Origin of the sequence: Collimonas arenae (genome assembly GCF_000786695.1) — a bacterium.
Taxonomy (GTDB): domain Bacteria; phylum Pseudomonadota; class Gammaproteobacteria; order Burkholderiales; family Burkholderiaceae_D; genus Collimonas; species Collimonas arenae_A.
The window spans coordinates 4889806-4914869 of the sequence record NZ_CP009962.1; the positions used below are offsets into that span (position 1 = coordinate 4889806).

Sequence of the window (25064 nt, forward strand, 5' to 3'; positions counted from 1 at the left end):
TGTCGCATTTTTCCAAAAAACCTGTCGCTATATTGTATGTGCAGAAAGCGCTTTCCGTAGCCTTGATCATCCGAATCCGTCTTGCCGGCCCAATCTTTGGGCGCGGACTTAAGCACGGAACCGGTGAATTACGGCGCAGCATGGCGGGCTCAGATTATGCTTAATACGCATATACTCATCCGGGAAAGTAAAAAGACCAGCCGCATGATCGAGAGCGGTGCAATAATTGTGACGCCTGTCTGCGCATGCAGATAGTTGCGCCATATTCAAAGCTGGGGGCAGTCGTTTGCCCGCTAATAAAAGGGAGAAAGTATGCGTATTACATATTTGATGAAACCGTTGGCAGCATCGATATTGCTGCTGGGCTTGCTGGGCAATGCGCAGGCGGCATCCGCGCCGGCGGTCGAAGCGAAGAACGGCATGGTGGTGACGTCCCAACACCTGGCTTCGCAGGTCGGAGTCGACATCCTTAAAATGGGCGGCAACGCCATCGATGCAGCGGTCGCGGTCGGCTACGCACAGGCGGTAGTAAATCCATGCTGCGGCAATATCGGCGGCGGCGGCTTCATGACCATCCACCTGGCCGATGGCCACGATACCTTCATCAACTTCCGTGAAACGGCGCCGGCGGCAGCCAGCGCCAATATGTACCTGGACGCCAACGGCAAAGCGATCACCAACGCCAGCCTGTTTGGCTACCTGGCAGCCGGCGTGCCGGGCACCGTGCTGGGTCTCGACACTGCGCAAAAGAAATACGGCAAACTCACGCGCGCCCAAGTCATGCAGCCTGCGATCAAGCTGGCGCGTGACGGTTATATCCTGAACCGCGGCGATACCGACATCCTCGACACCACCATCGCCCAGTTCAAGAAAGACCCGGAAGCGGCACGCCTGTTCCTGCGCCGCGACGGTACGCCGCTGCAGCCGGGCGACCGTCTGGTGCAGAAGGATCTGGCCAAGACCCTGGAAGCCATTTCGCGCAACGGTCCTGACGCTTTCTATAAAGGCGCCATTCCGGCCGCTGTGGAACGCGCATCCAAGGCTGGCGGCGGCATCATTACGGCAGCCGACTTTGCTGGCTACAAGATCAGCGAAAGCGCGCCCTTGTCATGCAACTACCGCGGCTATGTGTTTGTTTCCGCACCGCCTCCAAGCTCCGGCGGCGCCACCATGTGCCAGATCCTTAATATTCTGGAAGGCTATGACATGAAGGCGCTGGGCTTCCATTCGGCGTCGGCAGTGCACTACATGACCGAGGCGATGCGCCATTCGTATATGGACCGCAATACCTTCCTGGGCGACCCTGCGTTCGTCAAAAATCCGCTGGAACGCTTGATGAGCAAGGAATACGCAGCGTCGATCCGCGAAAAAATCAGCGCCGACAAGGCCACGCCATCGGTAGAAGTACAACCGGGCATGGCGCCGCATGAAAAGCCTGAAACCACGCATTACTCGATCGTCGACAAGGACGGCAATGCAGTTTCCACCACCTACACCATCAACGGCCGCTTCGGCGCCGTAGTGATTGCGCCTGGCACCGGCTTCTTCCTGAACGATGAGATGGATGACTTCACCGTCAAGGCCGGCGTGCAGAACCTGTTCGGACTGGTGCAAGGCGCGACCAACTCGATCGCTCCGGGCAAGCGGCCATTGTCGTCGATGGCGCCAACCCTGGTGACCAAGGATGGCAAGACCTATATGGTGCTGGGTTCACCGGGTGGTTCACGGATCATCACCATCACGCTGGAAACCGCGCTGAACGTGATCGACTACGGCATGGCACCGCAGGAAGCGGTAGATGCGCCACGCATTCATCACCAATGGCTGCCGGACGAGGTCTATTACGAAACCCGCGGCCTGTCGCCGGATACCCTGAAGATCCTTGATGGCATGGGCTACAAGATGAAAGAGCAAACTCCTTGGGGCGCGGCTGAACTGATCATGATCGGTTTGCCAGGTGCGGCTGGCGTCAGTGCGGCCAGCTCAGGCAACGATGCCGGCGTTTCAGGCATTGTGCGGCCGGGCTTGTATTACGGCGCCAACGACACCCGTCGTCCAGCCGGAGCTGCGATCGGGTACTAATCAGGTACCAGACCGTCGTCTTTACAAGAAAGGGGGCATTGCCCCCTTTTTTATCGCGCATAGAGAACAGAAAACCGCCTCTGCCAGCCGTAGCGAGCGGCGCAAGATTGGGGTCGATAATTGGGATTGAGAAGCGCAACTGTACGAAAGTACAGTAAGCATCGCAAACCCCAAGATTGCGTCGCGCAGTAGGCTGGCAGAGGCGGCACGTGAATCCATGAGTAAAACGCATTGATCCAATAGTATTTATCGTTTTATCCAGGCACGAATCAAATTTACACTGCACTTTATCCTTCTCCGATAAAGAGCACGCATGTCCACCACCAATCTGCAATTCGTGCTGTCGTCCCTACTGGGAGCCGAGCATGCCAGCCAACTATCCGATCTGCTGCAAATCCCGGCCAGCACCCTGCGCCCGCGTTCCGATACTGTGTCCCGCATCGAAATAGCCCAAGCGCTGAACATGTTGCTATTCGAGAAACTGCTGAAAGCGGTCCCGCAGGGAAATGACTACGTACAGGATTCGGTACGCGCCGGTAACAAGATCCGCTTTGATCACGGCGCGCTGCGCACCGTGCTGGGGATCAGCACCGGCACCCTACCCGCGGGCGAAGCCGCCTTCACACGCATCCTGCGTCCGCTCGGCTACCACGTGAATGGCCTCTATCCGCTGCAACGAATCAGCATGACCGGTCGCGCCTACGCACATGAAGATGACCCAGAGGAAATCGCCCAGTTCTTCTTGAGCGAACTGCATCCACACAATTTCTCGGTTGAATTCCAGAACACGGTCAACAAAGTCCTCGCGACCTCGCAAGATCCGATCGACTCGCACTCGGCACAATTGCTGCAACAACTTGCTGCGGACAAAACATTGCCAATCACCGATACACTGACGCTATTGCCGGTACTGGTGGCCTGTTTCGACCGCCAGCATGACTTGCCCAGCATTGCCGACTACCAGACCTTGCTGGCGGAGTCGGCCGAAATGGCCTGGATTTCGACCGAGGGCAACGCCTTCAACCACGCCACCGATCGTGTGCCGAATGTAGAGCAAGTAGCCGATGCGCAACGCGCGCTGGGCCGCGCCATCAAGGAAAAGATCGAAATTTCCCGTAATGGCCGGGTACGCCAGACAGCTTTTCGCGCCAGCACGGTAACGCGTGCCATGCGCGATGAAAACGGTGTGCTGGTCGACATGAAAGTGCCAGGATCGTTTTATGAGTTCATCTCACGCGACCGCTTTTTGGATGAACAAAGCCAGACCGACAAGCTCGACCTGACTTTCGACAGCGGCAACGCCCAAGGAATTTTCAAGATGACCGCTTCGGCCTCTCCTGCAACGAATTGAACCATCGATGAGCGACATCAGCCTTACCCAGCAAAAAATCAGCGCCCTGCTTGGACCGCAAGGTTGCCTGCTCACGCCGGAGCAACGCCAGCCTTACGAACACGGCGCCCGCTACGGCCATGGCCGCAGCCTGTGCATCGCTCGCCCCGCCAGCGTTGAAGAAGCGGCGGAACTGATGCGTCTGTGCGCGAAGGAGAAGATTCGCATCGTCGCCCAAGGGGCGAATACCGGCTTGGTCGGTGCTGCGTCGCCGGACCAGTCCGGCTTGGATGTCGTGCTCAACATGGAGCGTATCAAGGGTGTCATCGACATCGATCCGGTCGACCGCGTGGTGCAAGCTTATGCCGGCACGCGTTTGTCGGAATTGAACCAGGCGCTGGAAAAGCATGACCTGTATTTTCCTATCGACTTGGGCGCCGATCCATCGCTGGGCGGGATGCTGGCGGCGAATACCGGCGGTGCGCGCCTGATTCGTTATGGCGACGTGCGGCACAATGTTCTCGGGCTGGAAGCACTGCTGATCGACCCTCCCGGCAAACGCCTTGACCTGACAAACCGCCTTCGTAAAAACAACACCGGCCCTGACTGGAAGCAAAATTTTATCGGGACCGGCGGCGCCTACGGCATCGTCACACAGGTGGTGTTGCAGGTTCACCCGCGGCCACAGCAAAGCGCCACTGCGCTGGTAGTGCCGCCGTCGATGGAAGCAGCGGCGCTGCTGCTGCGCGACGCCGAACGCAATTTCGCCGATTTTCTCAGCGCATTTGAGGGCATCTCGCAAAATGCGCTGCAATCTGTGCTGCAGCACGTGCCGGGCATCAGCGCGCCATTCGAACCGCTGCCACCGTACGCATTCCTGATCGAATTGAGCTCGGCACGGCCGCGCAGCGCCGACTTTGATCTGGAAAAACTGTTCGGCGCCTGGCTCGAAAGCTGTTTCGGCGACCTGATCCTCGATGCGGTAATCGACAAACCCGAGGTGCTGTGGCGCATCCGCCACGCCATCAGCGACAGCGTGCGCCAGGAAGGCAAAGTAGTTGCTTTCGACATTTCCGTGCCGCGCTCCAGACTTGGCGCCTTCCGGCAAGAAGCCGTAGCGCTTCTGGAACACGGCTACGCTGGCATCAAAGTCTTCGATTTCGGCCACTGGGGCGATGGCGGCCTGCACTTCAACCTGGCCATTCCCGAACAATTGATCGCCGATTTCCCGCCATTGCGCATCAACGCCTTGCGGCAGGAAATCTACGATCTGGCGGTGCTTAAATATCACGGCAGTTTTAGCGCCGAACATGGCGTCGGTCCATTCAACCAGCAGTTTTATGCCCGTTATACGACGCCCGAGGCGCTTGCGCTGGCTAGCCGCATGCAAAATGTATTCGACCCGCAGCATCTGCTGGGAGTCACCCGCTTTGCCGTGGACAAGTGACATCGCGCTCAACCACTGCGTCTGAATCTCCGCACCGGCCTGTCCTAAGGAGCCAGGCCGGGCTGCCCGCCAAAGGTGAAGCCGAAACCTCGGGTGTTTGGTATAGTGCCTGCTCAGCAATAAATAGCTCAATAAATAGCTCGATAAGCAGCTCATTGAGCACGGCGGCACATACCTATCCGGCACCCAGAAAAATGCGCAGATTCATCCCCTCCACCTCATGCCTCATCGCATTTGACACTGCAGCCCGCCACTTGTCGTTCACCAAGGCGGCCAACGAACTGCACATGACCCAGGGCGCGGTCAGCCGGCAAGCGGCGATCCTGGAGGATTATCTCGGCGTAAAACTATTCGAACGCATCAACCGCCGCCTGATCCTGACCGCCGCCGGCGCCGAATACGCTGGCCAGGTAGCCATCATCCTGAAAGAAATCGAGATGGCGACCTTCCAGGTCATGGCGCACAAGAATTCCGGCGGCGTGCTCAATCTGGCAACATTGCCGACTTTCGGCATCAAATGGCTGATTCCGCGCCTGGCCAAATTCACTGCCGCCCATCCGGACGTGATCCTGAACCTGAGCACCGAAGTGCTGCCTTTCGATTTCAACAATCGCGCGGTCGATGCAGCGATCCATTTCGGCGAGCCCAACTGGCCTGGCGCAGTCATGGTGCGGCTGATGGGCGAAGAAGTGGTGCCCGTGTGCAGCCTGGCCCTGAGCCAGCAAATCAAACACGTCGAAGATCTCAGTGACATGACTTTATTGCAACACACCACCCGGCCACAGGCCTGGCAAGACTGGTTCAATCATGTCGGCGTGGCCTGTCCCGACGCCCTGTCCGGTCCGCGCTTTGAACAGCTGGCGATGGTGATCCAGGCTGCCGCTGCCGGTCTCGGCGTGGCGCTGATGCCGAAATTTCTGGTGGAAACCGAAATCGCTCTCGGTCAGCTGCACGTGCCTTTCCCATTTGCGGTCAAGAGTCCGCAATCCTACTATCTGACTTATCCTGAGAAAAACGCCAGCAAAGCGGCTGTGATCAAGTTCCAGGAATGGATATTGAGCGAACTATCAGAACACTGAGCGGAGAACTGAATTACCGCTGCATGATCAAAGGTAATGATGTCCTGATATTTTTTGATTTTAAGATTCTCTGATTTATTCCTTATACTCGGCGCTATAGCTGATTAAACGCGCCCATCCTGCGGCGGCCAGATTGAATTCAAGGACATCATGACGCAAATCTCCACCATCTTCGCTGAACTCGGTTTCGACTTCTCCGCCCACGCCGGCAACGACCTGCATTCGCGCTCGCCGCGCGACGGCGCAGCGATTGCTTCGCTGCGTGCACATACCGTGCAGGAAACTGAAAGCGCCATCAAGAACGCTCATCAGGCTTACGAAAAATGGCGTGTGGTGCCGGCGCCGGTGCGCGGCGAACTGGTGCGCATCCTGGGCGAAGTATTGCGCGAATATCGCGAACCGCTGGGCAAGCTGGTAACGCTGGAATCCGGCAAGATCCTGTCCGAAGGCATTGGCGAAGTGCAGGAAATGATCGACATCTGCGATTTCGCGGTCGGCCTGTCGCGCCAGCTGTACGGCCTGACCATCGCTTCCGAACGTCCGGGACATCGCATGATGGAAACCTGGCATCCGCTGGGCGTCTGCGGCGTCATTACCGCATTCAATTTCCCGGTTGCGGTGTGGGCCTGGAACGCCGCGCTGGCGCTGGTCTGCGGCAATGCCGTGATCTGGAAACCGTCGGAAAAAACCCCTGTCGTCGCGCTCGCCGTGCATGCCTTGTATGAGAAGGCCGTAGCACGCTTCTCGCAATCGCGTCCAGATCTGCTGCCCGCCAACCTGTGCCAGGTCGTGCTGGGCCGTGCCGAAATCGGCGCCACCTTGTCCGCTTCGCCACTGGTGCCGCTGGTCAGCGCTACCGGCAGCGTGCGCATGGGCCGCAAGGTCGCCACTACGGTGGCGGAACGTCTGGGCCGCAGTTTGCTGGAACTGGGTGGCAACAACGGCATGATCGTCACGCCGACCGCCGACCTGAGCCTGGCTCTGCGCGCCATTACCTTCTCCGCGGTCGGCACTGCCGGCCAGCGCTGCACCAGCTTGCGCCGTCTATTCGTCCACAGCAGCATCTATGCAGATGTGGTCAGCCGTATCGAACGCATCTACGCCAGCGTCAAGGTCGGCGATCCGCTGGAAGCTGAAACCCTGGTCGGTCCGCTGGTCGATCAGCAATCGTTCGACGGCATGCAGGCGGCACTGATGCAAGCCAAAACCGAAGGCGGCGTGGTTACCGGCGGCGAACGGGTGCAGGTCGGCGACAACAACAATGCTTTCTATGTCCGGCCGGCGCTGGTGCGTATGCCGCAGCAGAGCGATATCGTGCATCACGAGACTTTTGCGCCGATTTTGTATGTGCTGAGCTATGACAATTTCGAGGATGCAGTACGCCTCAACAACGCTGTGCCGCAAGGTTTGTCTTCCGCCATTTTCACTAACGATGTGCGCGAAGCGGAAGCATTCATGTCGGCCAGCGGCAGCGACTGCGGCCTGGCCAATGTCAACATCGGCACCAGCGGCGCTGAAATCGGCGGCGCTTTCGGTGGCGAGAAGGAAACCGGCGGCGGACGGGAATCAGGTTCCGATTCCTGGAAAACCTATATGCGCCGTGCGACCAACACCATCAACTACAGCCGCACCTTGCCGTTGGCGCAGGGTGTGAAGTTTGATATCGATTAAGCAGAAACAAGTTATAAAAAGCCGGCTGAGATTACCATCTCAGCCGGCTTTTTTTATATCTTCAACAAAGTCGGTGCGCGCTGCTGCAAGATATCTTCCATCCGCACCTGGATCGCCTGCTTCATTTCCGGATGCGTCAGGATATAGAAACGCTCCGACAGGATTGCGTCAAACACATCGGTTACGACCTGCGTCACCGGGATGCCGTTCTCTACCGCTTGCAATACCGCCATACTGACCTTGGCTACCACCGGATCGAATGCAGCCGGCTCTGATTTACTACCTTCGCGATTGCGTTCGGAATGGCCGATGGCGGTCTTGACCCAACCCGGACAGAGTACCGAAACCTTGATGTGCGATTGCCGCAAAGCGAGGTCGTGATGCAGCCCCTCGGATACCGTCACCACTGCGTGCTTGCTGGCGTTGTAGCTAGCCAGGCTGGGTTGCGAGGTCAGACCCGCCATGGAGGCGGTATTGACGATATGGCCTTCCTCGCCGTGCTTGAGCATGGCCGGCACAAAGGCGCGCAAGGCATTTGTAACGCCATAAAAATTCACCCCCATGACCCAGTCCCAATCCTTCTGCGTGGTTTCCCAGGCTGGCTTGGCGACTGCTACGCCGGCGTTGTTCACCAGCAGATGCACCTTGCCGAATTTGGCGAAAGCCTGCTCAGCCAGTGCATTGACCTGATCTTCCTTTGCGACATCGGTAACCACGCCGATAACCTCGACGCCTTGTTGCTCGAACTCGGCTACGGTAGCAGCGAGCTTGGCGGCATTGATGTCCGCCAGCACCAATTTCATTCCTTCGACGGCGGCGCGTGCCGCAATCCCTTTGCCGATGCCTTCCGCGGCGCCGGTAATGACCGCGGTCTTGCCATGCAAATTCTTCATGTGTATTTCCTTGTCAGTTCCAGGTGTCAGAAGCGTCAGTTCAGCAGATAGCCGCCATCGACATTCATGCAAACTCCTGTGGTGTAACTAGCTGCGGGTGATACCAGGTACAGCACCGCACCCGCCATCTCATCCGGCTGGGCGACACGATTCATCGGAATATGTTCCAGCGCTTTTTTCAGGATTGCAGGATTGTCCATCAAGGCTGAGGCGAATTTGGTTTCGGTGAAACCCGGCAGCAAGGCATTGACGCGTACGCCGCTGGCCGCGCATTCCTTGGCGAAGGCTTTGGTCATCGAAATCACCGCAGCCTTGGTAATCGAGTAGATACCCTGGAACACGCCGGGCGTCACGCCGTTGACTGAAGCGACATTGACGATCGCACCGCCGCCACCCTTTGCCATCAGCTTGGCGCCGTACGAGGACATGAAAAAATAGCCGCGGATGTTGACATCGACGGTCTTCTGGAACGCCGCCACATCCGTCTCGACAATCGGCCCGAAGTGCGGATTGGCGGCAGCATTGTTGACCAGGATATCCAGCCGGCCGTGCTTGCCGGCGATGGCCTGGAACAGGGTTTCGATCTGCGCCATTTCGCCAATGTGGCAAGCCATGGTTTCGGCCGTACCGCCGGCGGCCTGGATTTCCGCCACGACCTTGTCGCAACCTTCAGCCTTGCGGCTGGAAACGATCACATGGGCGCCGTGCTGCGCTAAGGTCTTCGCGATGGATGCGCCGATGCCGCGACTGGCGCCGGTCACCAGTGCGATTTTTCCATGTAGATCAAACATCGATGTGCTGGTCATACTGTCTCCTATCTGTAACTCACTAAGGTTGGATCGCATGCGCTTTCAAGATGCGCAAAACTATTCAAATAACTCAAGCTGAGATGGCCGGGGCGGCACAGCAATTTGGTGACGCCGGTGTTAACCAAAGCCCAGTTCAAATCGAAAATCTGCCGGTCCGGAATCGCCAGCAATTGCTGGCATATCACGCTGACCGGGCCGCCGGAAGTAAACACCCAGGCTGACTGTCCCTTGCCGACATGCTCCAACAGGCGCGCCATGGCTGCGTTGCAACGCGCCTTGAACTGCGGCCACGGTTCACTATAGTCGGCATCATGTTCACCGCCGACCCAGCGCGCTACTGCCTTTGCAAATATTTGTTGGAACGCGCGTACCGGATGCTCTTGCTGCGCCAGGTAAGCCGATAACACGGCGCGGTCAGAAAACTGCGGCATCAGGCGCAGTAGCACTTGCTGATGATCGAATTCGTCGAAGCCAGGATCTTGCAGAACTTCTCGCTCTTGCTGCGTTGTCGCCAGCGGCAGCGCCTCAAGACAGGCTGCACTACTCTGTAAATGACGACGATGGCTACCCGTGACCAGCAGCGGCATATCCTGGCCGGTCTGCGCCAGCCACTGTCCCAGCAATCTCGACTGCCGCACTCCCAGCTCGGACAACTGGTCGTAATCGGCGGCGCCGAAACTGGCCTGGCCATGTCGCACCAGATAGATGGCGCCCATGTTAGCCGTGCTCCTGCGATAAGAACGTCATCATATGTGCGATTGCGCCATCAGATTCTTGCAGCGCTGCTCAAGATAATTAGTGACATGAACGAAGAAGGCGAATTGCGGATTTTTGGTCTGCCCATGATGGAAACGGTAATAAATTTGCTGCACGATCACTGCCAGCCGGAACAGACCGTAGATTTCGTAGAAATCGAAATGGTCGGTACGGTAGCCCGTCTTTTCACCGTAATAGGCGATCACTTCCTTGCGCGTCAGCATGCCCGGAAGGTTCGTCGGCTGGCGACGCATCTGCTTGAATTGCGGCTCGTCGTCGGCTTGCACCCAATAGGCCAGCGTATTGCCGAGGTCCATCAGCGGATCGCCCAGCGTCGCCATTTCCCAATCCAGCACGCCAATGACTTTTAGCGGATTGTCGGGATCGAGCACCACGTTATCGAAGCGGAAATCGTTATGGATCAGGCAAGTGGCGACATCGGCCGGCATCTTGTCCTCCAGCCAGCGCATCACATCTTCGAAATCGACGGCGTCGTCGGTGCGCGCCTTGCGATAGCGCTCGCTCCAACCGGCAATCTGCCGCTGCACATAGCCGTCGCCCTTGCCCAGATGCGCGAGGCCGGCAGCCTGGTAGTCAACCTGATGCAGCGCAATCATCTTGTCGATGACATTCAGGCATAGCTGGCGGGTGTCGTTCTCGCTCAGCGTCAAGCCTGCAGGTAATTTGTCCCGCAGGATGATGCCGCGCAGCCGTTCCATGACATAGAAATCGCTGTCCATCACGGCGCGGTCCTGGCAGGTTGCGATGACCGCCGGCACATAGGGATAGACCGGCTTCAGCTCGGTCATGATGCCGGCTTCGCGCAGCATGTCATGGGCCGATTTGGCCTTGGCGCCAAACGGCGGCCGGCGCAGGATCAGCTCGCGATTGGCGTAGCTAAGCAAATAGGTCAGATTGGAAGCGCCGCCCGGGAACTGGGTCGCGGCCGGCATGCCTTCCAGGGTAGCGTCAACGCCCTTCAGAAAAACGTCTATCTTGGCAAGGTCCAACTCTTCACCGCTGCGCACTGCGCCGGCCTGGTCAATCAAGCTCATGCCGGTTCTCCCTCTCTCTTTCCCTGCCCCGCCGCTTTCGCAGCTTGCGCTTTCAGCTCCAGCTTGGCGATCAGGGCGCGATGCACTTCATCCGGGCCGTCCGCCAGCCGCAGCACGCGAGCGTAAGCAAACAACGCAGTCAACGGCAAATCGTCGCAGACGCCGGCGCCGCCGTGTATCTGGATCGCCTGGTCGATCACCAGTTGCGCCACGTTTGGCGCCACCACCTTGATTTGCGAAATTTCACTCATCGCCGCCTTGGCGCCAACGGTATCCATCATCCAGGCCGCCTTCAAGGTCAGCAAACGCGATTGCTCGATCGCCATGCGGGCATTGGCGATGATGTCCGCATTGCCGCCGAGATCGGCCAGCGGCTTGCCAAATGCAGTGCGCGTCAACGCCCGCTTGCACAGCATTTCCAAAGCCACTTCCGCCGCGCCAAGCGCACGCATGCAATGATGAATGCGGCCCGGTCCGAGACGGCCCTGGGCAATTTCAAAACCACGTCCAGGCCCGGCGATGATGTTCGCTAGCGGCACACGCACATTCGTGAAACTCACTTCACCGTGACCGTAAGGCTCGTCCAGCGCACCGAACACCGGCAGCATGCGCTCGATCTTGACGCCAGGGGTTGCCATCGGCACGATCACCATCGAATGCCGTGCATGCTTGGGACCGTCCGGATATGTCAGCCCCATGAAGATCACGAACTTGCAATTCGGATGACCGATGCCGGTGCTCCACCATTTGCGGCCGTTGAGTAGCACTTGATCGCCTTCAACGATCGCCGTGGCGCGCATATTGGTGGCGTCGCTGGAAGCGACTTCCGGTTCGGTCATGCAAAACGCGGATCGGTATTCGCCTGCCAGCAGCGGTTTCAGCCATTGCTCTTGCTGCGCCGGCGAGCCGTACTTGGCCAGCACTTCCATATTGCCGGTATCAGGCGCATTGCAGTTGAAGACTTCGGGCGCGATGAAGGAGCGGCCCATGATTTCCGCCAGCGGTGCGTAATCGGTATTGCTGAGTCCGGCGCCGAACTCTTCATCCGGCAAGAACAGGTTCCACAAACCTGCCTCCTTTGCCTTGGCTTTCAGGGCCTGCATGACCGGCGGCACATTCCATGGCAGCGGCCCGCGCTTGAGCTGGCTAAAATATTCGGCTTCAGCAGGCAAGACGTGCTCGTTCATGAAGCTATTGAGCTGCTCGATATAGTGGCGGGCCCGCACTGAGTAGGCAAAATTCATGACATCCTCGACTTTGGTGAATGCAATGAGTTTGCCGCAAGCGCTATAATTCATCAAATGAATGATTTATATAGATAATAATTAATTTCATGCATATTAGCCGCATCGACCTTAACCTGTTCGTGGTGCTCGACACTATTTACACCGAAGGCAATATCACCCGCGCGGCCAAGGCGCTGAGCCTGACCCAGCCAGCGGTCAGCCACGCGCTGGCGCGCTTGCGCGACTTGCTGGGCGATCCCTTGTTTATCCGGCAAGGCAGCAACATGCTGCCGACGCCAATGACGCGCTCACTGATCGGTCCGGTACGGCAGGCGCTGCAAACGCTGGAAGTCAGCGTCAAGCACGGCAACCAGTTTGATCCGGTGACGACGCGGCGCAGTTTCAACCTGGGCTTGCCGGGCGTGCTGGAGGCCCGCCTGCTGCCGCCGCTGATGCAATTGCTGCAAACGCAGGCGCCGCTGGTGGAGATCAATTCGGTGCGGGTGGAAAGACGCCAGCTGGAGTCCGAACTGGCGGCCGGTACGCTGGACATCGCAGTCGATGTCTTGCTACAGCGACCGGGGGAAATACGCAGCACGCCGCTGTCGCGCGACGCGCTGGTAGTGGTGGCGCGCCAGGATCATCCGGCGCTGCTAGACAAACCGGGGCTGGATCTGGAAACTTATCTGGCGCAAAGCCATATCCTGGTGTCGTCGCGCCGCACCGGGCCCGGCGTCGAAGATGTCGAGCTGGCGCGCATCGGCCGTCAGCGCCATATCGGCCTGCGCTGCCAGCATTACTATGCAGCCTGCCAGGTGGTCAGCGCCTCAGATCTGCTCACCACCATGCCGGCGCACTACGCTCAAATCGCCAATGTTAATCTGGCGAACCGAATTTACCCGTTGCCGCTGGCGACGCCGCCTCTGGATGTCTATCTCTACTGGCATGAGAACACGGAGCTGGACCCAGCCAATCGCTGGCTGCGCGGCGTGCTGAGCCAGCTATTCCCCGCGCAGGAGATGGGGTCTTAGAGGCTATTGCAAACACAGATGGCTAGGCGCGCCGACGAAGACAGTACAAGCAGTACGGCTAGGAGGGTGTAGCGGGGGTTTCGGACGACACTGTCGTCTGCCTGCGGAACGGCCCGGGCTTGCAAGCCCGGGCGCGCCCTGCAAGGACAACAACGCCAGGTTGATTTTGCAACAGCCTCTTAGAAATAAGACAGGCCGAGCGCGGCCTTGACCTCATCCGCAGTTTGCGCCGCCACTTCGCGCGCCTTGGCGGTGCCCTCTTTCAGGATTTGCATGACATGGCTTTTGTCCTTGGCCAGTTCTTCGCGGCGGGCGCGGATCGGCGCCAGTAAATCCTGCAGGCATGCTTCCAGACGCGCCTTGACCAGGCTGTCGCCCAGGCCGCCGCGTACATAGTGCGCCTTCATCTCTGCCAGACCGGCTTTATCCTGGTCAAATGCATCCAGATACAGAAAGGCGACATTGCCTTCCAGATGGCCTGGGTCCTGCACCCGCAGATGCAGCGGATCGGTATAAACCTGCTTGACTGCGGCGCGGATTTCGTCGGCCGTGGCGCCGAGGTTGATGGTGTTACCCAGCGATTTACTCATCTTGGCCTTGCCATCGATACCCGGCAGGCGGCCGATTTCCGGTACCAGCGCTTTCGCCTCGACCAGCACATCGCGGCCGGCAGTACGATTGAAGCGCCGGACGATTTCATTGGTTTGCTCGATCATCGGAATCTGGTCTTCGCCGACCGGCACCAAGGCCGCCTTGAAGGCAGTGATGTCGGCAGCCTGGCTGGCCGGATAGGTGAGGAATCCAGCTGGAATATCGCGTTCAAAGCCGCGCAGGCGGATTTCTTCCTTGACGGTAGGATTGCGCTCCAGGCGCGCAACGGTGACCAGGTTCAGGTAATAAAAGGTCAATTCCGCCAGCTCAGGAATCTGCGACTGGATCAGGATGGTCGACTTGGCGGGGTCGATGCCGACCGCCAGGTAATCCAGCGCCACTTCAACTACATTCCGATGCACCTTGTTGGTATCGTCCATATTGTCGGTCAGCGCCTGGGCGTCGGCCAGCATGATGAACTGCTTGTATGTGTGCTGATAGTCGATGCGATTGCGCAAGCTGCCAACGAAATGGCCCAGATGCAAGGGGCCTGTAGGGCGATCGCCGGTCAGGATGACGGCGGATTCCGCTGATTTAGGTGACTCGGTGGCTGGCAAACTCATTGAAATTCCTTTAGCGATATCCTGAAAATCCCGTATTGTGCCACTGTTACAGTCCACTAGCGGCGCTGTTGATATGTAAAAAGCCGCCGGCGATTGCTCGCCGGCGGCTGATTTTTTCAGTTAAACCGATATTGCAGTCGTTGGATCAGCCTGCGCCAACCCAAGTGACCGCAATAGTTACAGTAATACTTAGCTGGTTTTCTCTTCCTGCTCAATACCTGCCAGTATCCAGCCGCCCTGTCCTTCGGTTGGCTTCGACAGATTCCAGATTTCGGAAAACGGTGCTGCTGCCATGTTTTCGTCTTCCTTGATCATGCCTGTAAACCTGACGCTGGCCAGGTAGTCGTTGTCGACGGTATCGATACCCAGCAATTGCGCATCCAGCGTCACGACATCGGTATGGTTTTCCGATGCGCCACGCTCTTGCAATTGCATGCGCAGTTCGGCAAACATTTCCGGCGTCGTGAATTCGCTGATGTCGTTGCTGTCGGCCTTGTCCCATGCTGCTTGCAGACGCAGGAAGTAAGTCTTCGCATGACGCAGGAAGCCAGCCGTGTCGAAATCGACAGGCACACCCCAGGCGGCTCCAGTTGCAGCAGCACCGACAGCAGCCGTCGCAGGCGCTGCGTCAAATGCCGTGCGCTGCATCGGCTGCTCGATGCGCGAAGCGATTTCTGGCGTAAAGCTGGAAGGCGCGGCAGTGGCGAATGCAGGACGCATGCCATTGTTGGCCGCACTGCCATTGGCCATTTTGCGGCGCACCAGCTTGTAGATAAACATGGCGGCAAACGCGAATAGCGCAATCATGATCATGTTACTGATCATGCCTGCCATGGCGCCGCCCAGACCCATGCTGGACAACAACGCCCCCAGGCCGAGGCCCAGCAACGCGCCGCCGAGCATGCCTTTCCACATGCTCGGTTTGGCTGCTGCGGCAGCGCCGGCGGCGCCCGCTGCTGCTGGAGCCGCGGCTGCGGCAGCCGGCTTGGCGGCTTGCGGCGGCGTTGCCTGGCGATTCATGCTTTGTGATTTCTTGCCGAAGGAACCGCCACCGCCCATGCGTTTGGCTTCCACGGTTGAGATACCGGCTGAGAACGTCATGGCAACGACGATCAGCGCGACGAATAATTTTTTCATGCTTTCTCCTGAAATTTGACGCCATGTACAACATGGCCATAGGTACTGCTGGCAGTACTGATTTTCTGCGCATCCCTTGGTAGCCAAACGCCGCGAGCGAGATGCGTATAAAGACGCAGCTCAGCGTACTGGCCGGCAAAAAATGGATGCAAGGGATGGGCTATGCGCCTGCCGCCGAATCGTGGATCCGGGCGGCGTAAAGGCGCTTAAGCTCTGGGAGGAGGTCCGACCGGAGGCAAAAACGGTGGCTGGCGCGCTTTGTCGTTACTCAGCGCAGGGCTTGCAGCAATTGCGGTAGCGGCAAATAGGAAAGGAAAAGCAGGTACGGTCTCGTCGCCGAGATCGACATGCATTTCAATATCATCGGCAAGATTGTTCTCATCGTCCTGCAAGCCGCCGCTTGCGTCGCATTGCGTCGCAACATCATCTTGCTGGGTCGTGTATGCCAGCGTCGCCATCGCGTCTGCCTGGGATTCAGGAATGCCTGCAAAGACTTGCATAGGCAGTATGAATATCAGCAAAAGGATGAGTAAGCGTTGCATCAGAGCAGTAAACCCGGTCCGGACGAAATGATGAAGCGATGATTATACCAAACCGGCGGGTCAAATTAACAGTCGGTCTTGCTGACAAGAATGAAACGCCATAGACTAGAAGGAGCAGCTTCCGTTCACCCCACAGGGACACATCAACACCATGCGCATTTTGCTTGCCGAAGACGACAGTGTATTAGCCGATGGATTGACGCGCTCGCTGCGGCAGTCGGGCTATGCCACCGATTGCGTAATGAACGGAATGGAAGCGGACTCCGCTTTGTCGACCCAGGATTTCGATCTGCTGATCCTGGACCTCGGCTTACCGAAAATGAGTGGACTGGAAGTGCTGCGCCGCCTCCGCGCCAGAAATTCGCATCTGCCGGTACTGATCCTGACCGCCGCCGATTCGCTTGAGCAGCGCGTCAAAGGGCTGGATCTTGGCGCCGATGACTACATGGCCAAACCGTTTGAACTGTCTGAACTGGAAGCCCGCGTACGTGCGCTGACCCGCCGTGGCGCCGGCGGCGGACCGACCGTCATCAAGCACGGACCGCTGAGCTACGACCAGGTCGGACGGATTGCCTATATCAATGAGCAGATGCTGGATCTGTCGGCTCGCGAGCTGGGCTTGCTGGAGGTATTGCTGCAACGTACCGGCCGCCTGGTATCCAAGGAACAGCTGGTCGATCACTTGTGCGAATGGGGCGAAGAGGTCAGCAACAACGCCATCGAGGTATATGTTCATCGTTTGCGTAAGAAAATCGAAATCGGCGGCGTGCGGATCGCCACGGTGCGCGGCCTCGGCTACTGCCTGGAAAAGATCAGTGAGCCGCCGGCCAGCCCGCTCAACCCGGCAAGCAATGTCGTAGCATTTTCCCCACTCGACTCGTCCCGCCGCCGCTAAGGTTTGCATCATGCCCGACGCCCGCTCGCCGGATACACTGCAGCCCGTGCATCCTGTCACTACGTCGGCGACGCACGCCGAAGAACGCGTGCAGCGTTCGCTGTTCGGTGAAATCCTCGACTGGATGCTGGTGCCGCTACTGCTGCTGTGGCCGATCAGTATCGCAATTACCTATGTGGTGGCAAAAATGATCGCCAACCAGCCTTTCGACCAGGCTCTGGACGACAGCGTCATGGTGCTGTCGCAGCAGGTCATCGAAACCAATGGCAAGGTCGCCACGCGCCTGAACGGCCCGGCCCGCGATTTCCTGCGCGCCGACGATGTCGATAACGTTTACTACCTGATCACCGATACACGAGGCCAGATCATCGAGGGCGACCGCGACCTGGTCATTCCGCCCGAAAATGCGCAGGATGATTCCACCCATCCGGGTACGATCCAGCATCGCGACGCTATCTTGCATGGCACCGACGTCCGCGTTGCCTACGTCTATGTCGATTTGCGCAGCGTGGCCGAGGTCAACGCCACGGGCGTCGAAAAAATAGCACCGCGCACGGCGCTGGTGCAAGTCGCCGAAACCCTGGAAAAACGGGCCCGGCTGGCGAATGCCATCATCAAGGGCGTGATCCTGCCACAGTTCCTGATCTTGCCGATCGTGCTGGCGCTGATCTGGTTTGCGCTGTCGCGCGGGCTGTCGCCACTATCTGAATTGCAACAAAGGATCCGCGCCCGCCGGCCAGACGACTTGAGCCCTATCGAAGCCGGCCAGGTACCGGAAGAAATTTCACCGCTGGTGCGTTCGCTTAACGACATGCTGGAGCGGCTCTCGCTGTCGATGCAAACCCAGAAGCGCTTCATCGCCGACGCCGCCCACCAGATGAAAACCCCGCTGGCCGGGATGCGCATGCAATCCGAACTGGCGCTACGCCAGACCCGCCAGGAAGATATCCATCGCTCGCTCGAGCAACTGGCGAAGAGTTCGGAGTCCGCCACCCGGCTGGTGAATCAGTTGCTATCGCTGGCCAGGGCGGAAAACCAGTCGCAGGAAAATACCCCCTTCGTACAGCGCGACCTGTCCGAATTTGCACGTAGCGTGGTGCAGGATTGGGTCGAGGCTTCTTTCTCGCAACGCATCGACCTCGGCTTCGAACAGGCTGACCAGCGGCTGCCTGTGCTGTGCAATCCGCTCATGCTGCGCGAGCTGCTGGGCAACCTGATCGACAATGCACTGCACTACACTCCCGTCGAAGGCAGCGTCACCGTGCGGGTACGCGCGGAACCGCAAACCGGCGCCGCCGAATTCGCGGTCCTCGAAGTCGAAGATAACGGACCTGGCATACCGCCAGCCGAGCGCGACCATATATTCCACCGTTTTTACCGCATCCTCGACAATCGCAGCACCGGCAGCGGACTGGGGTTGGCGATCGTACGCGAAATAGCCCAGCAACATGGGGCCGAAGTGACGATTTCCTATAACCCGCGCAGCAGCGATCCAGAAATGCCGGGCAGTCTGTTCCGCGTCAGCCTGCACTTGCTGAAGACCGTCGAAGCAGATTTCCGCTGATTTTCCTATCCTGATCCTGGACCAGCCAACCTCATGTTCACACCCCACCCTCCCTCCCATTGGCGTAGCACCAGACGACTGACCCTGGTTTTATTGCTGGCCTGGTTCGGCCTGACCTTCGGCGTCATCTTCTTTGCTCGTGAAATGGCAAACATGACCTTTTTCGGCTGGCCGCTATCTTTTTACATGGCCGCACAGGGACTGGCGCTGGCTTATCTTCTGATCGTCGCGGTGTACACCTGGCAAATGCGGAAAATCGACCGTCGCCATCAAGACGATGTGCAAAGCGACAATCGATGAACGATAAATCTTTCTTCTGGCGACTGGTGCGCTACTACAGCTGGTATACCGGAGGCTTCGTCGCCTTGTTGCTGGTGCTGGCGATCCTGGAGCAGGAAGGTTTGCCGCGCACCTGGATCGGCTATTTATTCATGTTCGCCACCGTGGTGCTGTACGCAGGCATCGGCATCATGAGCCGCACTTCCGAAGTATCCGAATACTATGTCGCCGGACGCCGCGTGCCGGGACTGTTCAACGGCATGGCAACGGCCGCCGACTGGATTTCCGCAGCCACCTTCATCAGCCTCGCCGGCGGCCTGTATCTGCAGGGTTTTGACGGCCTCGCCTACATCATCGGCTGGACTGGCGGCTACTGCCTGGTAGCCTTGCTGATCGCACCGTATCTGCGCAAATTCGGCCAGTACACCATTCCGGATTTCCTGGCGGCCCGCTACCGCGGCCGCACCAGCAGCAATCCGGTGCGGATTCTCGCCGTGATCGCCACCATACTGATTTCCTTCATTTACGTGGTGGCGCAAATCTATGGCGTCGGCCTGATCGCTTCGCGTTTTACCGGCGTCGATTTTTCAGTCGGCATTTTTCTCGGCCTGGCCAGTATCCTGGTGTGTTCTTTCCTGGGCGGCATGCGCGCCATTACCTGGACCCAGGTGGCGCAATACATCATCATCCTGTTCGCCTACCTGATTCCGGTTATCTGGCTATCGGCCCAGCATACACACAACCCGGTGGCGCAAATTTCCTACGGTTCCGTGCTGACGCAGATTGCCGATATCGAAAAAAATTTCGATGTCGATCCGAAAGAAATGCAGGTGCGGACCATCTTCAAAGCCAGAGCTGAGGCCTATGATGTCCGTCTGCACAATCTGCCGACCTCTTGGGAACAGGGCCGCATAGAAGCGCAGCAATACCTGGAAAAACTCAAACGCAACAACGGCTCGCTGATCGACATCCGCGCCGCCAGCCGTGCTCTCAACAACTATCCTAAAACTCCCGAGGAGGCCGAGCGTATCTGGCAGCAAGAGAAGGAAAATTATCTGGCCCGCGCCGAGCCGCCGATTCCACAGGCCACGCCGTTTGCCGCCAGCAGCCCGGAAGCCTCCGACATCAAACGCAACAATTTCCTGGCCCTGGTGTTTTGCCTGATGCTTGGTACGGCCGCCCTGCCGCATATCCTGATGCGCTACTACACCACGCCATCGGTGCAGGAAACCCGCAAATCGATATTCTGGACCTTGTTTTTTATCCTGCTGATTTACCTGACGGTACCGGCGCTGGCGGTGCTGGTGAAATACTATATCTACACCTCGCTGGTCGGCTCCGACTACTCGCACCTGCCGGAATGGGTCTCGTACTGGGCCAATATCGACAAGGCCCATCCGCTGGTCAGCATTACTGACATCAACCACGACGGCATCGTGCAACTCTCGGAAATCGTGCTGGACGGCGACATCATCGTCCTGGCGACGCCAGAGATCGCCAAATTGCCGTACTACATCTCCGGCCTGGTCGCCGCCGGCGGCCTGGCGGCAGCACTCTCTACCGCAGACGGTTTGCTGCTGACGATTTCCAACGCCCTGTCGCACGATGTTTATTACAAAATGATCGACCCGCAAGCATCGACCGCCAAACGGGTAACCGTATCCAAGTTGCTACTGCTGGTCGTAGCGCTGCTGGCGGCCTACACCGCATCGTTGAAACCCGGCGATATCCTGTCGATGGTAGGCGCCGCCTTTTCGCTAGCCGCATCCGCGCTGTTTCCCGTGCTGGCACTAGGCGTATTCTGGAAGCGCGGCAACCAGGAAGGCGCGATGGCCGCCATCGTGGTCGGCTTCGCCACCTGCGTGTACTACATGCTGCATACCTATCCGGCGCTGGGTGGATCAGCCAGCGGCCAATGGTTCCACATCGCCCCCATGGCAGCCGGCGTGTTCGGCGTACCCGCCGGCTTACTAGCCTTGATTGTAGTCAGCCTGTTGACGCCCCCACCCGACCCGCGCGCACTAACCCTAGTAAACCAAATCCGCGCACCGTAGGCAGTTGACGTTGTTTTTGAAGTTGGGGTTGCTTTTGAAGTTGCGGTTGCTTTTGAAGTTGCGGTTGCTTTTGAAGTTGCGGTTGTTTTTGAAGTACCCCGCATTGAGAACTTGCCAAAAGAGGTGCGTGCCAGTCGGGAATTGTGGGGCACATGTCTGAGCGAAGCGAGTTTGTGCCTCACCCGACTGCCACACACCTCTTTTGGGGACCTGACCGAAGGGAAGGCAAGGGCTTTGCGGTCGCCTTCTTTTTGGTTACTTTTTCTTGGCGAAGCAAGAAAAAGTGACTAGCTGCCGGGCTACCCCCGGCTTGCATCCACGGAGTAGCAAACGTTTTAAGCAAGGAGAGGCGTCTAGTCGGATGCCCCTGCACGTACTCCGTGGCCCGTTAAAAGGGGTCAGAGTAATTTTCGCAAAGAACGCGAAAAAAAACTCTGACCCCATTTAACTACTGCTCAAACTGCGAATCCGAAACCTGGCGCTTCATGCGCCGGCATGACCGTAACAGCAACATCCATGGTCTGCTGCCCCCCACCAATCAAGACCCCCCGCAACGGCGACACATCAAGAAAATCACGCCCCCACCCCAACGTGATATGACTGGTATCCGGAAAAATCCCATTAGTCGGATCCGCATCAATCCAGCAACTAGCCTGACCATCAAACCCCGGACAATACACCGACACCCAAGCATGCGACGCATCCGCCCCGATCAGCCGAGGCTGTCCCGGCGGCGGCTCAGTCAGCAAATAACCACTGACATACCGCGCCGCCAACCCCAAAGACCGCAAACAAGACAACATGAAGTGCGCAAAATCCTGACAAACCCCACGTTGAGTAGCGAACACTTCCGTCACCGGCGTCGATACCGTAGTAGCCAATGGATCAAAAGTAAATTCGCAGAAAATACGCGCCATCAACCTCTGGATACCGTCCAGCAAAGACAAGCCCGGCGTAAACGACTCCATGGCATACGCCAGAAATTCACGTTTGATGCGCACATGCGCCGACTCAAACAAATAACGCGTAGCTTCCAGATCATCCGGCAACAAGTACTGCCCAGCCTGATATGACAGCTTGGCGCGCGCCAGCTCCCAAGGCGGCGTCATTGGCGACAACAGCCGCTGCGTCAAAGTCACCCAGGACTCGGCAACAGCGCGCAAATCGACATGGTCGCTCTCCAAGGAAAACGACTGCATGGGATTACCGAAACTATCCAGCAGCAAGCGCAAATTCTGCGGCTCCGGCGTGATGCCGATACCGTGCGAAGTACAGATTTGCCAAGGCAGCGAACGCGGCGTCAGCCGCAGCATCTGGTGCGACAGCCGCACAGGCAATGAGTACGCATAATGCGTATCGTGACGGATGTGATAAACGTAGTCGCTCATTACGACACCCCCTGGCTGACCGGTGCGTTCAAAGGCGTGAAGAAATGCCGCGCCAGTTCATCCGATAAGGCGAACGCTCCTGTGATCGCGTCGCGCATCAATTGCACCAGGCGCGCATGGGCATCCGCCACAAACAAGGAGTCATGACTGAGGTCCTGCAATTCGAATTCGCGCAGCAATGCAGACAGATGTGCGGGCGTATTCATGCTGAGCGTCCCCAACTGTTCGCCTATATCGCTCAGATAGCGCTCCAGCATCTGGAACTGGAATGCTATCCCGTGCGGGTTGCTGACGTCGAACACCAACAGATGCAGTACCTGCAACCACTCAGGCGTACGCCGGTAGCGCACCCGGTAAGTCACCACGCTATTGGCCGACTCCAGCAGCCACGGCAAGATCTTGTTTTGCGATTCCGCCGGCAGCCGCAAGAATTGCCCAAACAATGTCGCCAGATGCGTCATGCGTTCAATATGCCGTCCCAGCATCAGGAAATGCCAGCCTTCATCGCGGGTAGTGTCGTCCAGTGCATGGCCAGCCAGGCCGACACAGGCTTGGATCACATTATTGAGCATGTTCTGCGCCTGCGCCATGCCGCCCACGCCACCGCTGTCCGTCACCAGGCCCGGCATGCGATTGATCGCATGCCAGTTATCGAGCGAAAGATGTTCGCGTACCTGGTAACCGCAATGATGCAAATGGCGCAGATTGCCGGCAATACTCGTGGCCGCCGTCGGATCGGTAATCGCCGCCATCAAGGCCTGCTGCAGGACGCTGACGGTCGGCCGCACCGTTGCCGGCAATGCTGGCAACGCAATCCCGAGCCCGCGGCAAATCTCGCACAGCAGATAGAAATTCTCACGCGCTTCGCCCTGCACGTCGGTGCTGCGTTGCAAGGTGGCGCGCAGCAAATGCGCCAGGTTATCGCAACGCTCGGCATAGCGGCCCATCCAGAACAGGTTTTCACCAGCATGCGAAGAAATATCCACCGTGCTGCGAATCGTATCGAGTGAGGTATGCAAGATGCGTTGCCGACCATCCTGATCATCCAGCGCACTTACTTGCACCGTATTGGCATCGGCAGTTTCCGGACGCATCTGGCCGAGTACCCAGACATCCTTGCTGGCGCCGCCCTGCTGCATCGAGACGATATCTTTACGCTGGCGTGGCGCAACCCGCGTCAGGCCACCCGGCATCACGTGATAACTGCCATCGGCGGCGGCTACTACGAATACTCGCAAGCTGATGGCGCGGCTCATCAAGCGATATTCGCCGCTGCGCGACAACACAGGAGCTTGCGACAAACGCACCCACTCCTGCGCCACATACGCGTGCGGCTGCGCCAGCAGGCTTTCAATCACACGCTGGCGCGATTGGGCATTCAGGCTATGGCCATAGATCGGCTGCATCCGCATGGAAGGAAAAGCAGGCATGATCACCAGCTGCTCAAGATTGGCCAAGGTGTATTCGAGCGCGGGCTTTTCGCCGCACCACCAGGAAGCCACCGCCGGCAAAGCCAGTGGCTGGCCCAGCAGACGTTCGCTGATGGCTGGCAGGAAACCATGCAAGGCGCCGGACTCCAGCACGCCGCTGCCGAGTGAATTGGCGATCAGCACATTGCCGAGACGGGCGGCTTGCACCAGGCCGGGAATGCCGAGCGCAGAATCGGCACGCAATTCCAGCGGATCGCAATAGTCGTCATCCAGCCGCCGCAGGATCGCATGCACCCGACGCAAACCGCTCAGGGTCTTCAGGTAAACCATATCCCCGCGCACCATCAAATCCGCCCCTTCCACCAGCGGAAAACCGAGCGTATGCGCCAGGAATGCGTGTTCGGAATAGGTTTCGTTATATGGCCCTGGGGTCAGCAGCACGACCAGCGGCGGTTCGCCGTCGGTTGCCGCCAGTTCGCTCAGGCTGTTATGCAAGGTATGGAAAAATTTCAGCAGCGATTGCACATGCATGTCGCGTACCGTATCCGGCATCGCCCGCGACATGATCTGGCGGTTTTGCAAGGCATAGCCGGCGCCTGAAGGTCCCTGAGTGCGGTCCGACATGACCCACCAGTGACCATCCGGCGAACGCGCCAGATCGATCGCGTACAGGTGCAGATGAATTCCTCCCGGTGGCTCAATGCCTCGGCAAGGCCACAGATAGCCATGTTGGCCGAATACCAGGGCCGGCGGCAACAGGCCTTCCGACAGCAGGGTCTGCGGTCCGTACAGATCAGCCAGCACAGCATTGAGCAAACGTGCGCGCTGGGTGACGGCGGCTGACAGCGTTTGCCATTCTTCCGCAGAAATGATCTGCGGCAGCAAATCCAGCTCCCAAGGCCGGTTGGCGCCTTGCGGATCGGCATATACGTTGTAGGTAACGCCGTCGGCGGCGATGGCTTCGCGCACTTCGCGTGCACGACGCCGCAGGATTTCCGGCGACAGGTCTTCCAGCTGGTCGATCAAGGTCCGCCAGTGCGGCCGCAAGCGGCCGCCGGCCTCAAGCATCTCGTCGTAACGATCGGCTTCAGCAGGATAACTTTCGAGTAAACGCCGGTACATGATTGATCGCTTGCGTCACTTTTATTGGTTGTAGACAACCTGCTGCGGGTAATAAAGGGC

Annotated in this window: 20 protein-coding genes; 10 read left to right on the plus strand and 10 right to left on the minus strand. The window is 58.3% G+C overall.

Annotated features, from left to right (window positions below; all coding sequences use genetic code 11):
- The first annotated feature begins 330 nt into the window (after nt 1-330).
- From ggt to amaB, 5 genes are all read left to right on the plus strand, one after another.
- Nucleotides 331-2082, plus strand: coding sequence for a gamma-glutamyltransferase (gene ggt / locus LT85_RS21550; protein WP_156117684.1), 1752 nt, complete (start codon nt 331-333; stop codon nt 2080-2082).
- A gap of 313 nt (nt 2083-2395) precedes the next feature.
- On the plus strand, nt 2396-3433 hold the full coding sequence (locus tag LT85_RS21555) for a DUF1338 domain-containing protein (RefSeq protein ID WP_038493051.1): 1038 nt from the start codon (nt 2396-2398) through the stop codon (nt 3431-3433).
- Between the two features lie 7 nt (nt 3434-3440).
- Nucleotides 3441-4859: an FAD-binding oxidoreductase gene (locus LT85_RS21560; protein ID WP_052135390.1), complete on the plus strand. Its 1419-nt coding sequence runs from the start codon at nt 3441-3443 to the stop codon at nt 4857-4859.
- A gap of 194 nt (nt 4860-5053) precedes the next feature.
- Nucleotides 5054-5938, plus strand: coding sequence for a transcriptional regulator GcvA (gene gcvA / locus LT85_RS21565; protein ID WP_038493055.1), 885 nt, complete (start codon nt 5054-5056; stop codon nt 5936-5938).
- Nucleotides 5939-6088: 150 nt separating this feature from the next.
- Nucleotides 6089-7609 carry an L-piperidine-6-carboxylate dehydrogenase gene (gene amaB / locus LT85_RS21570; RefSeq protein WP_038493057.1) on the plus strand — a complete coding sequence of 507 codons (1521 nt, stop codon included), beginning with the start codon at nt 6089-6091 and terminating at the stop codon, nt 7607-7609.
- A 53-nt stretch (nt 7610-7662) separates the two neighbouring features.
- Here amaB and LT85_RS21575 read toward each other — a convergent pair whose 3' ends face one another.
- The 5 genes from LT85_RS21575 to LT85_RS21595 are packed head-to-tail and all read right to left on the minus strand — an operon-like array spanning nt 7663 to nt 12366.
- A complete protein-coding gene (locus LT85_RS21575; RefSeq protein WP_038493059.1) occupies nt 7663-8502 on the minus strand; it encodes an SDR family NAD(P)-dependent oxidoreductase in 840 nt (279 codons plus the stop codon).
- A 35-nt stretch (nt 8503-8537) separates the two neighbouring features.
- Nucleotides 8538-9308, minus strand: a complete 771-nt coding sequence (locus LT85_RS21580) for an SDR family oxidoreductase (RefSeq protein WP_038493061.1) — start codon at nt 9306-9308, stop codon at nt 8538-8540.
- Nucleotides 9309-9316: 8 nt separating this feature from the next.
- Entirely contained in the window at nt 9317-10027 is a 711-nt protein-coding gene (locus LT85_RS21585; protein ID WP_038493063.1) for a histidine phosphatase family protein, read from the minus strand.
- A 30-nt stretch (nt 10028-10057) separates the two neighbouring features.
- Nucleotides 10058-11122 (minus strand): phosphotransferase family protein, encoded by a 1065-nt coding sequence (locus LT85_RS21590; protein WP_038493065.1) that lies wholly within the window; start codon nt 11120-11122, stop codon nt 10058-10060.
- On the minus strand, nt 11119-12366 hold the full coding sequence (locus tag LT85_RS21595; protein WP_038497148.1) for an acyl-CoA dehydrogenase family protein: 1248 nt from the start codon (nt 12364-12366) through the stop codon (nt 11119-11121). Before LT85_RS21595 ends, LT85_RS21590 begins: the two co-directional genes overlap by 4 nt.
- An 89-nt stretch (nt 12367-12455) precedes the next feature.
- Between LT85_RS21595 and LT85_RS21600 the strand changes: the two genes are divergently transcribed.
- Nucleotides 12456-13379 carry a LysR family transcriptional regulator gene (locus LT85_RS21600; protein WP_038493067.1) on the plus strand — a complete coding sequence of 308 codons (924 nt, stop codon included), beginning with the start codon at nt 12456-12458 and terminating at the stop codon, nt 13377-13379.
- 179 nt (nt 13380-13558) lie between these two features.
- On the opposite strand, the gene trpS is transcribed toward LT85_RS21600, so the two are convergent.
- The 3 genes from trpS to LT85_RS21615 all read right to left on the minus strand — a co-directional run bounded on the left by trpS (nt 13559) and on the right by LT85_RS21615 (nt 16230).
- Nucleotides 13559-14593 (minus strand): tryptophan--tRNA ligase, encoded by a 1035-nt coding sequence (gene trpS, locus LT85_RS21605; RefSeq protein ID WP_038493070.1) that lies wholly within the window; start codon nt 14591-14593, stop codon nt 13559-13561.
- A 189-nt stretch (nt 14594-14782) separates the two neighbouring features.
- Nucleotides 14783-15730, minus strand: a complete 948-nt coding sequence (locus LT85_RS21610; protein WP_038493072.1) for a Tim44 domain-containing protein — start codon at nt 15728-15730, stop codon at nt 14783-14785.
- A gap of 206 nt (nt 15731-15936) precedes the next feature.
- Nucleotides 15937-16230: a hypothetical protein gene (locus tag LT85_RS21615; protein WP_156117610.1), complete on the minus strand. Its 294-nt coding sequence runs from the start codon at nt 16228-16230 to the stop codon at nt 15937-15939.
- A gap of 193 nt (nt 16231-16423) precedes the next feature.
- Between LT85_RS21615 and LT85_RS21620 the strand changes: the two genes are divergently transcribed.
- From LT85_RS21620 to LT85_RS21635, 4 genes are read left to right on the plus strand one after another with little or no spacing between them, the layout of a single operon-like run.
- Nucleotides 16424-17167 (plus strand): response regulator transcription factor, encoded by a 744-nt coding sequence (locus tag LT85_RS21620; protein WP_038493076.1) that lies wholly within the window; start codon nt 16424-16426, stop codon nt 17165-17167.
- Between the two features lie 10 nt (nt 17168-17177).
- Complete coding sequence (locus LT85_RS21625; RefSeq protein ID WP_038493079.1) at nt 17178-18731, plus strand: sensor histidine kinase; 1554 nt, start codon at nt 17178-17180, stop codon at nt 18729-18731.
- 33 nt (nt 18732-18764) lie between these two features.
- The gene (locus LT85_RS21630) at nt 18765-19031 is read left to right on the plus strand and encodes a DUF4212 domain-containing protein (RefSeq protein ID WP_038493080.1); all 267 of its coding nucleotides are present in this window, start codon (nt 18765-18767) and stop codon (nt 19029-19031) included.
- Nucleotides 19028-21064, plus strand: a complete 2037-nt coding sequence (locus LT85_RS21635; RefSeq protein ID WP_038493082.1) for a sodium:solute symporter family protein — start codon at nt 19028-19030, stop codon at nt 21062-21064. Before LT85_RS21630 ends, LT85_RS21635 begins: the two co-directional genes overlap by 4 nt.
- A 455-nt stretch (nt 21065-21519) precedes the next feature.
- On the opposite strand, the gene LT85_RS21640 is transcribed toward LT85_RS21635, so the two are convergent.
- Nucleotides 21520-22452 carry a transglutaminase family protein gene (locus LT85_RS21640; RefSeq protein WP_038493084.1) on the minus strand — a complete coding sequence of 311 codons (933 nt, stop codon included), beginning with the start codon at nt 22450-22452 and terminating at the stop codon, nt 21520-21522.
- Entirely contained in the window at nt 22452-25004 is a 2553-nt protein-coding gene (locus tag LT85_RS21645) for a circularly permuted type 2 ATP-grasp protein (RefSeq protein WP_038493086.1), read from the minus strand. The genes LT85_RS21640 and LT85_RS21645 overlap by 1 nt, the downstream gene beginning before the upstream one ends.
- Nucleotides 25005-25064 lie beyond the last annotated feature (60 nt).

Coding starts and splice junctions, on each gene's coding strand:
- ggt (WP_156117684.1), top strand. CDS start 331: ATGAAACCGTTGGCAGCATCGATATTGCTGCTGGGCTTGCTGGGCAAT.
- LT85_RS21555 (WP_038493051.1), top strand. CDS start 2,396: ATGTCCACCACCAATCTGCAATTCGTGCTGTCGTCCCTACTGGGAGCC.
- LT85_RS21560 (WP_052135390.1), top strand. CDS start 3,441: ATGAGCGACATCAGCCTTACCCAGCAAAAAATCAGCGCCCTGCTTGGA.
- gcvA (WP_038493055.1), top strand. CDS start 5,054: ATGCGCAGATTCATCCCCTCCACCTCATGCCTCATCGCATTTGACACT.
- amaB (WP_038493057.1), top strand. CDS start 6,089: ATGACGCAAATCTCCACCATCTTCGCTGAACTCGGTTTCGACTTCTCC.
- LT85_RS21575 (WP_038493059.1), bottom strand. CDS start 8,502: ATGAAGAATTTGCATGGCAAGACCGCGGTCATTACCGGCGCCGCGGAA.
- LT85_RS21580 (WP_038493061.1), bottom strand. CDS start 9,308: ATGACCAGCACATCGATGTTTGATCTACATGGAAAAATCGCACTGGTG.
- LT85_RS21585 (WP_038493063.1), bottom strand. CDS start 10,027: ATGGGCGCCATCTATCTGGTGCGACATGGCCAGGCCAGTTTCGGCGCC.
- LT85_RS21590 (WP_038493065.1), bottom strand. CDS start 11,122: ATGAGCTTGATTGACCAGGCCGGCGCAGTGCGCAGCGGTGAAGAGTTG.
- LT85_RS21595 (WP_038497148.1), bottom strand. CDS start 12,366: ATGAATTTTGCCTACTCAGTGCGGGCCCGCCACTATATCGAGCAGCTC.
- LT85_RS21600 (WP_038493067.1), top strand. CDS start 12,456: ATGCATATTAGCCGCATCGACCTTAACCTGTTCGTGGTGCTCGACACT.
- trpS (WP_038493070.1), bottom strand. CDS start 14,593: ATGAGTTTGCCAGCCACCGAGTCACCTAAATCAGCGGAATCCGCCGTC.
- LT85_RS21610 (WP_038493072.1), bottom strand. CDS start 15,730: ATGAAAAAATTATTCGTCGCGCTGATCGTCGTTGCCATGACGTTCTCA.
- LT85_RS21615 (WP_156117610.1), bottom strand. CDS start 16,230: ATGCAAGTCTTTGCAGGCATTCCTGAATCCCAGGCAGACGCGATGGCG.
- LT85_RS21620 (WP_038493076.1), top strand. CDS start 16,424: ATGCGCATTTTGCTTGCCGAAGACGACAGTGTATTAGCCGATGGATTG.
- LT85_RS21625 (WP_038493079.1), top strand. CDS start 17,178: ATGCCCGACGCCCGCTCGCCGGATACACTGCAGCCCGTGCATCCTGTC.
- LT85_RS21630 (WP_038493080.1), top strand. CDS start 18,765: ATGTTCACACCCCACCCTCCCTCCCATTGGCGTAGCACCAGACGACTG.
- LT85_RS21635 (WP_038493082.1), top strand. CDS start 19,028: ATGAACGATAAATCTTTCTTCTGGCGACTGGTGCGCTACTACAGCTGG.
- LT85_RS21640 (WP_038493084.1), bottom strand. CDS start 22,452: ATGAGCGACTACGTTTATCACATCCGTCACGATACGCATTATGCGTAC.
- LT85_RS21645 (WP_038493086.1), bottom strand. CDS start 25,004: ATGTACCGGCGTTTACTCGAAAGTTATCCTGCTGAAGCCGATCGTTAC.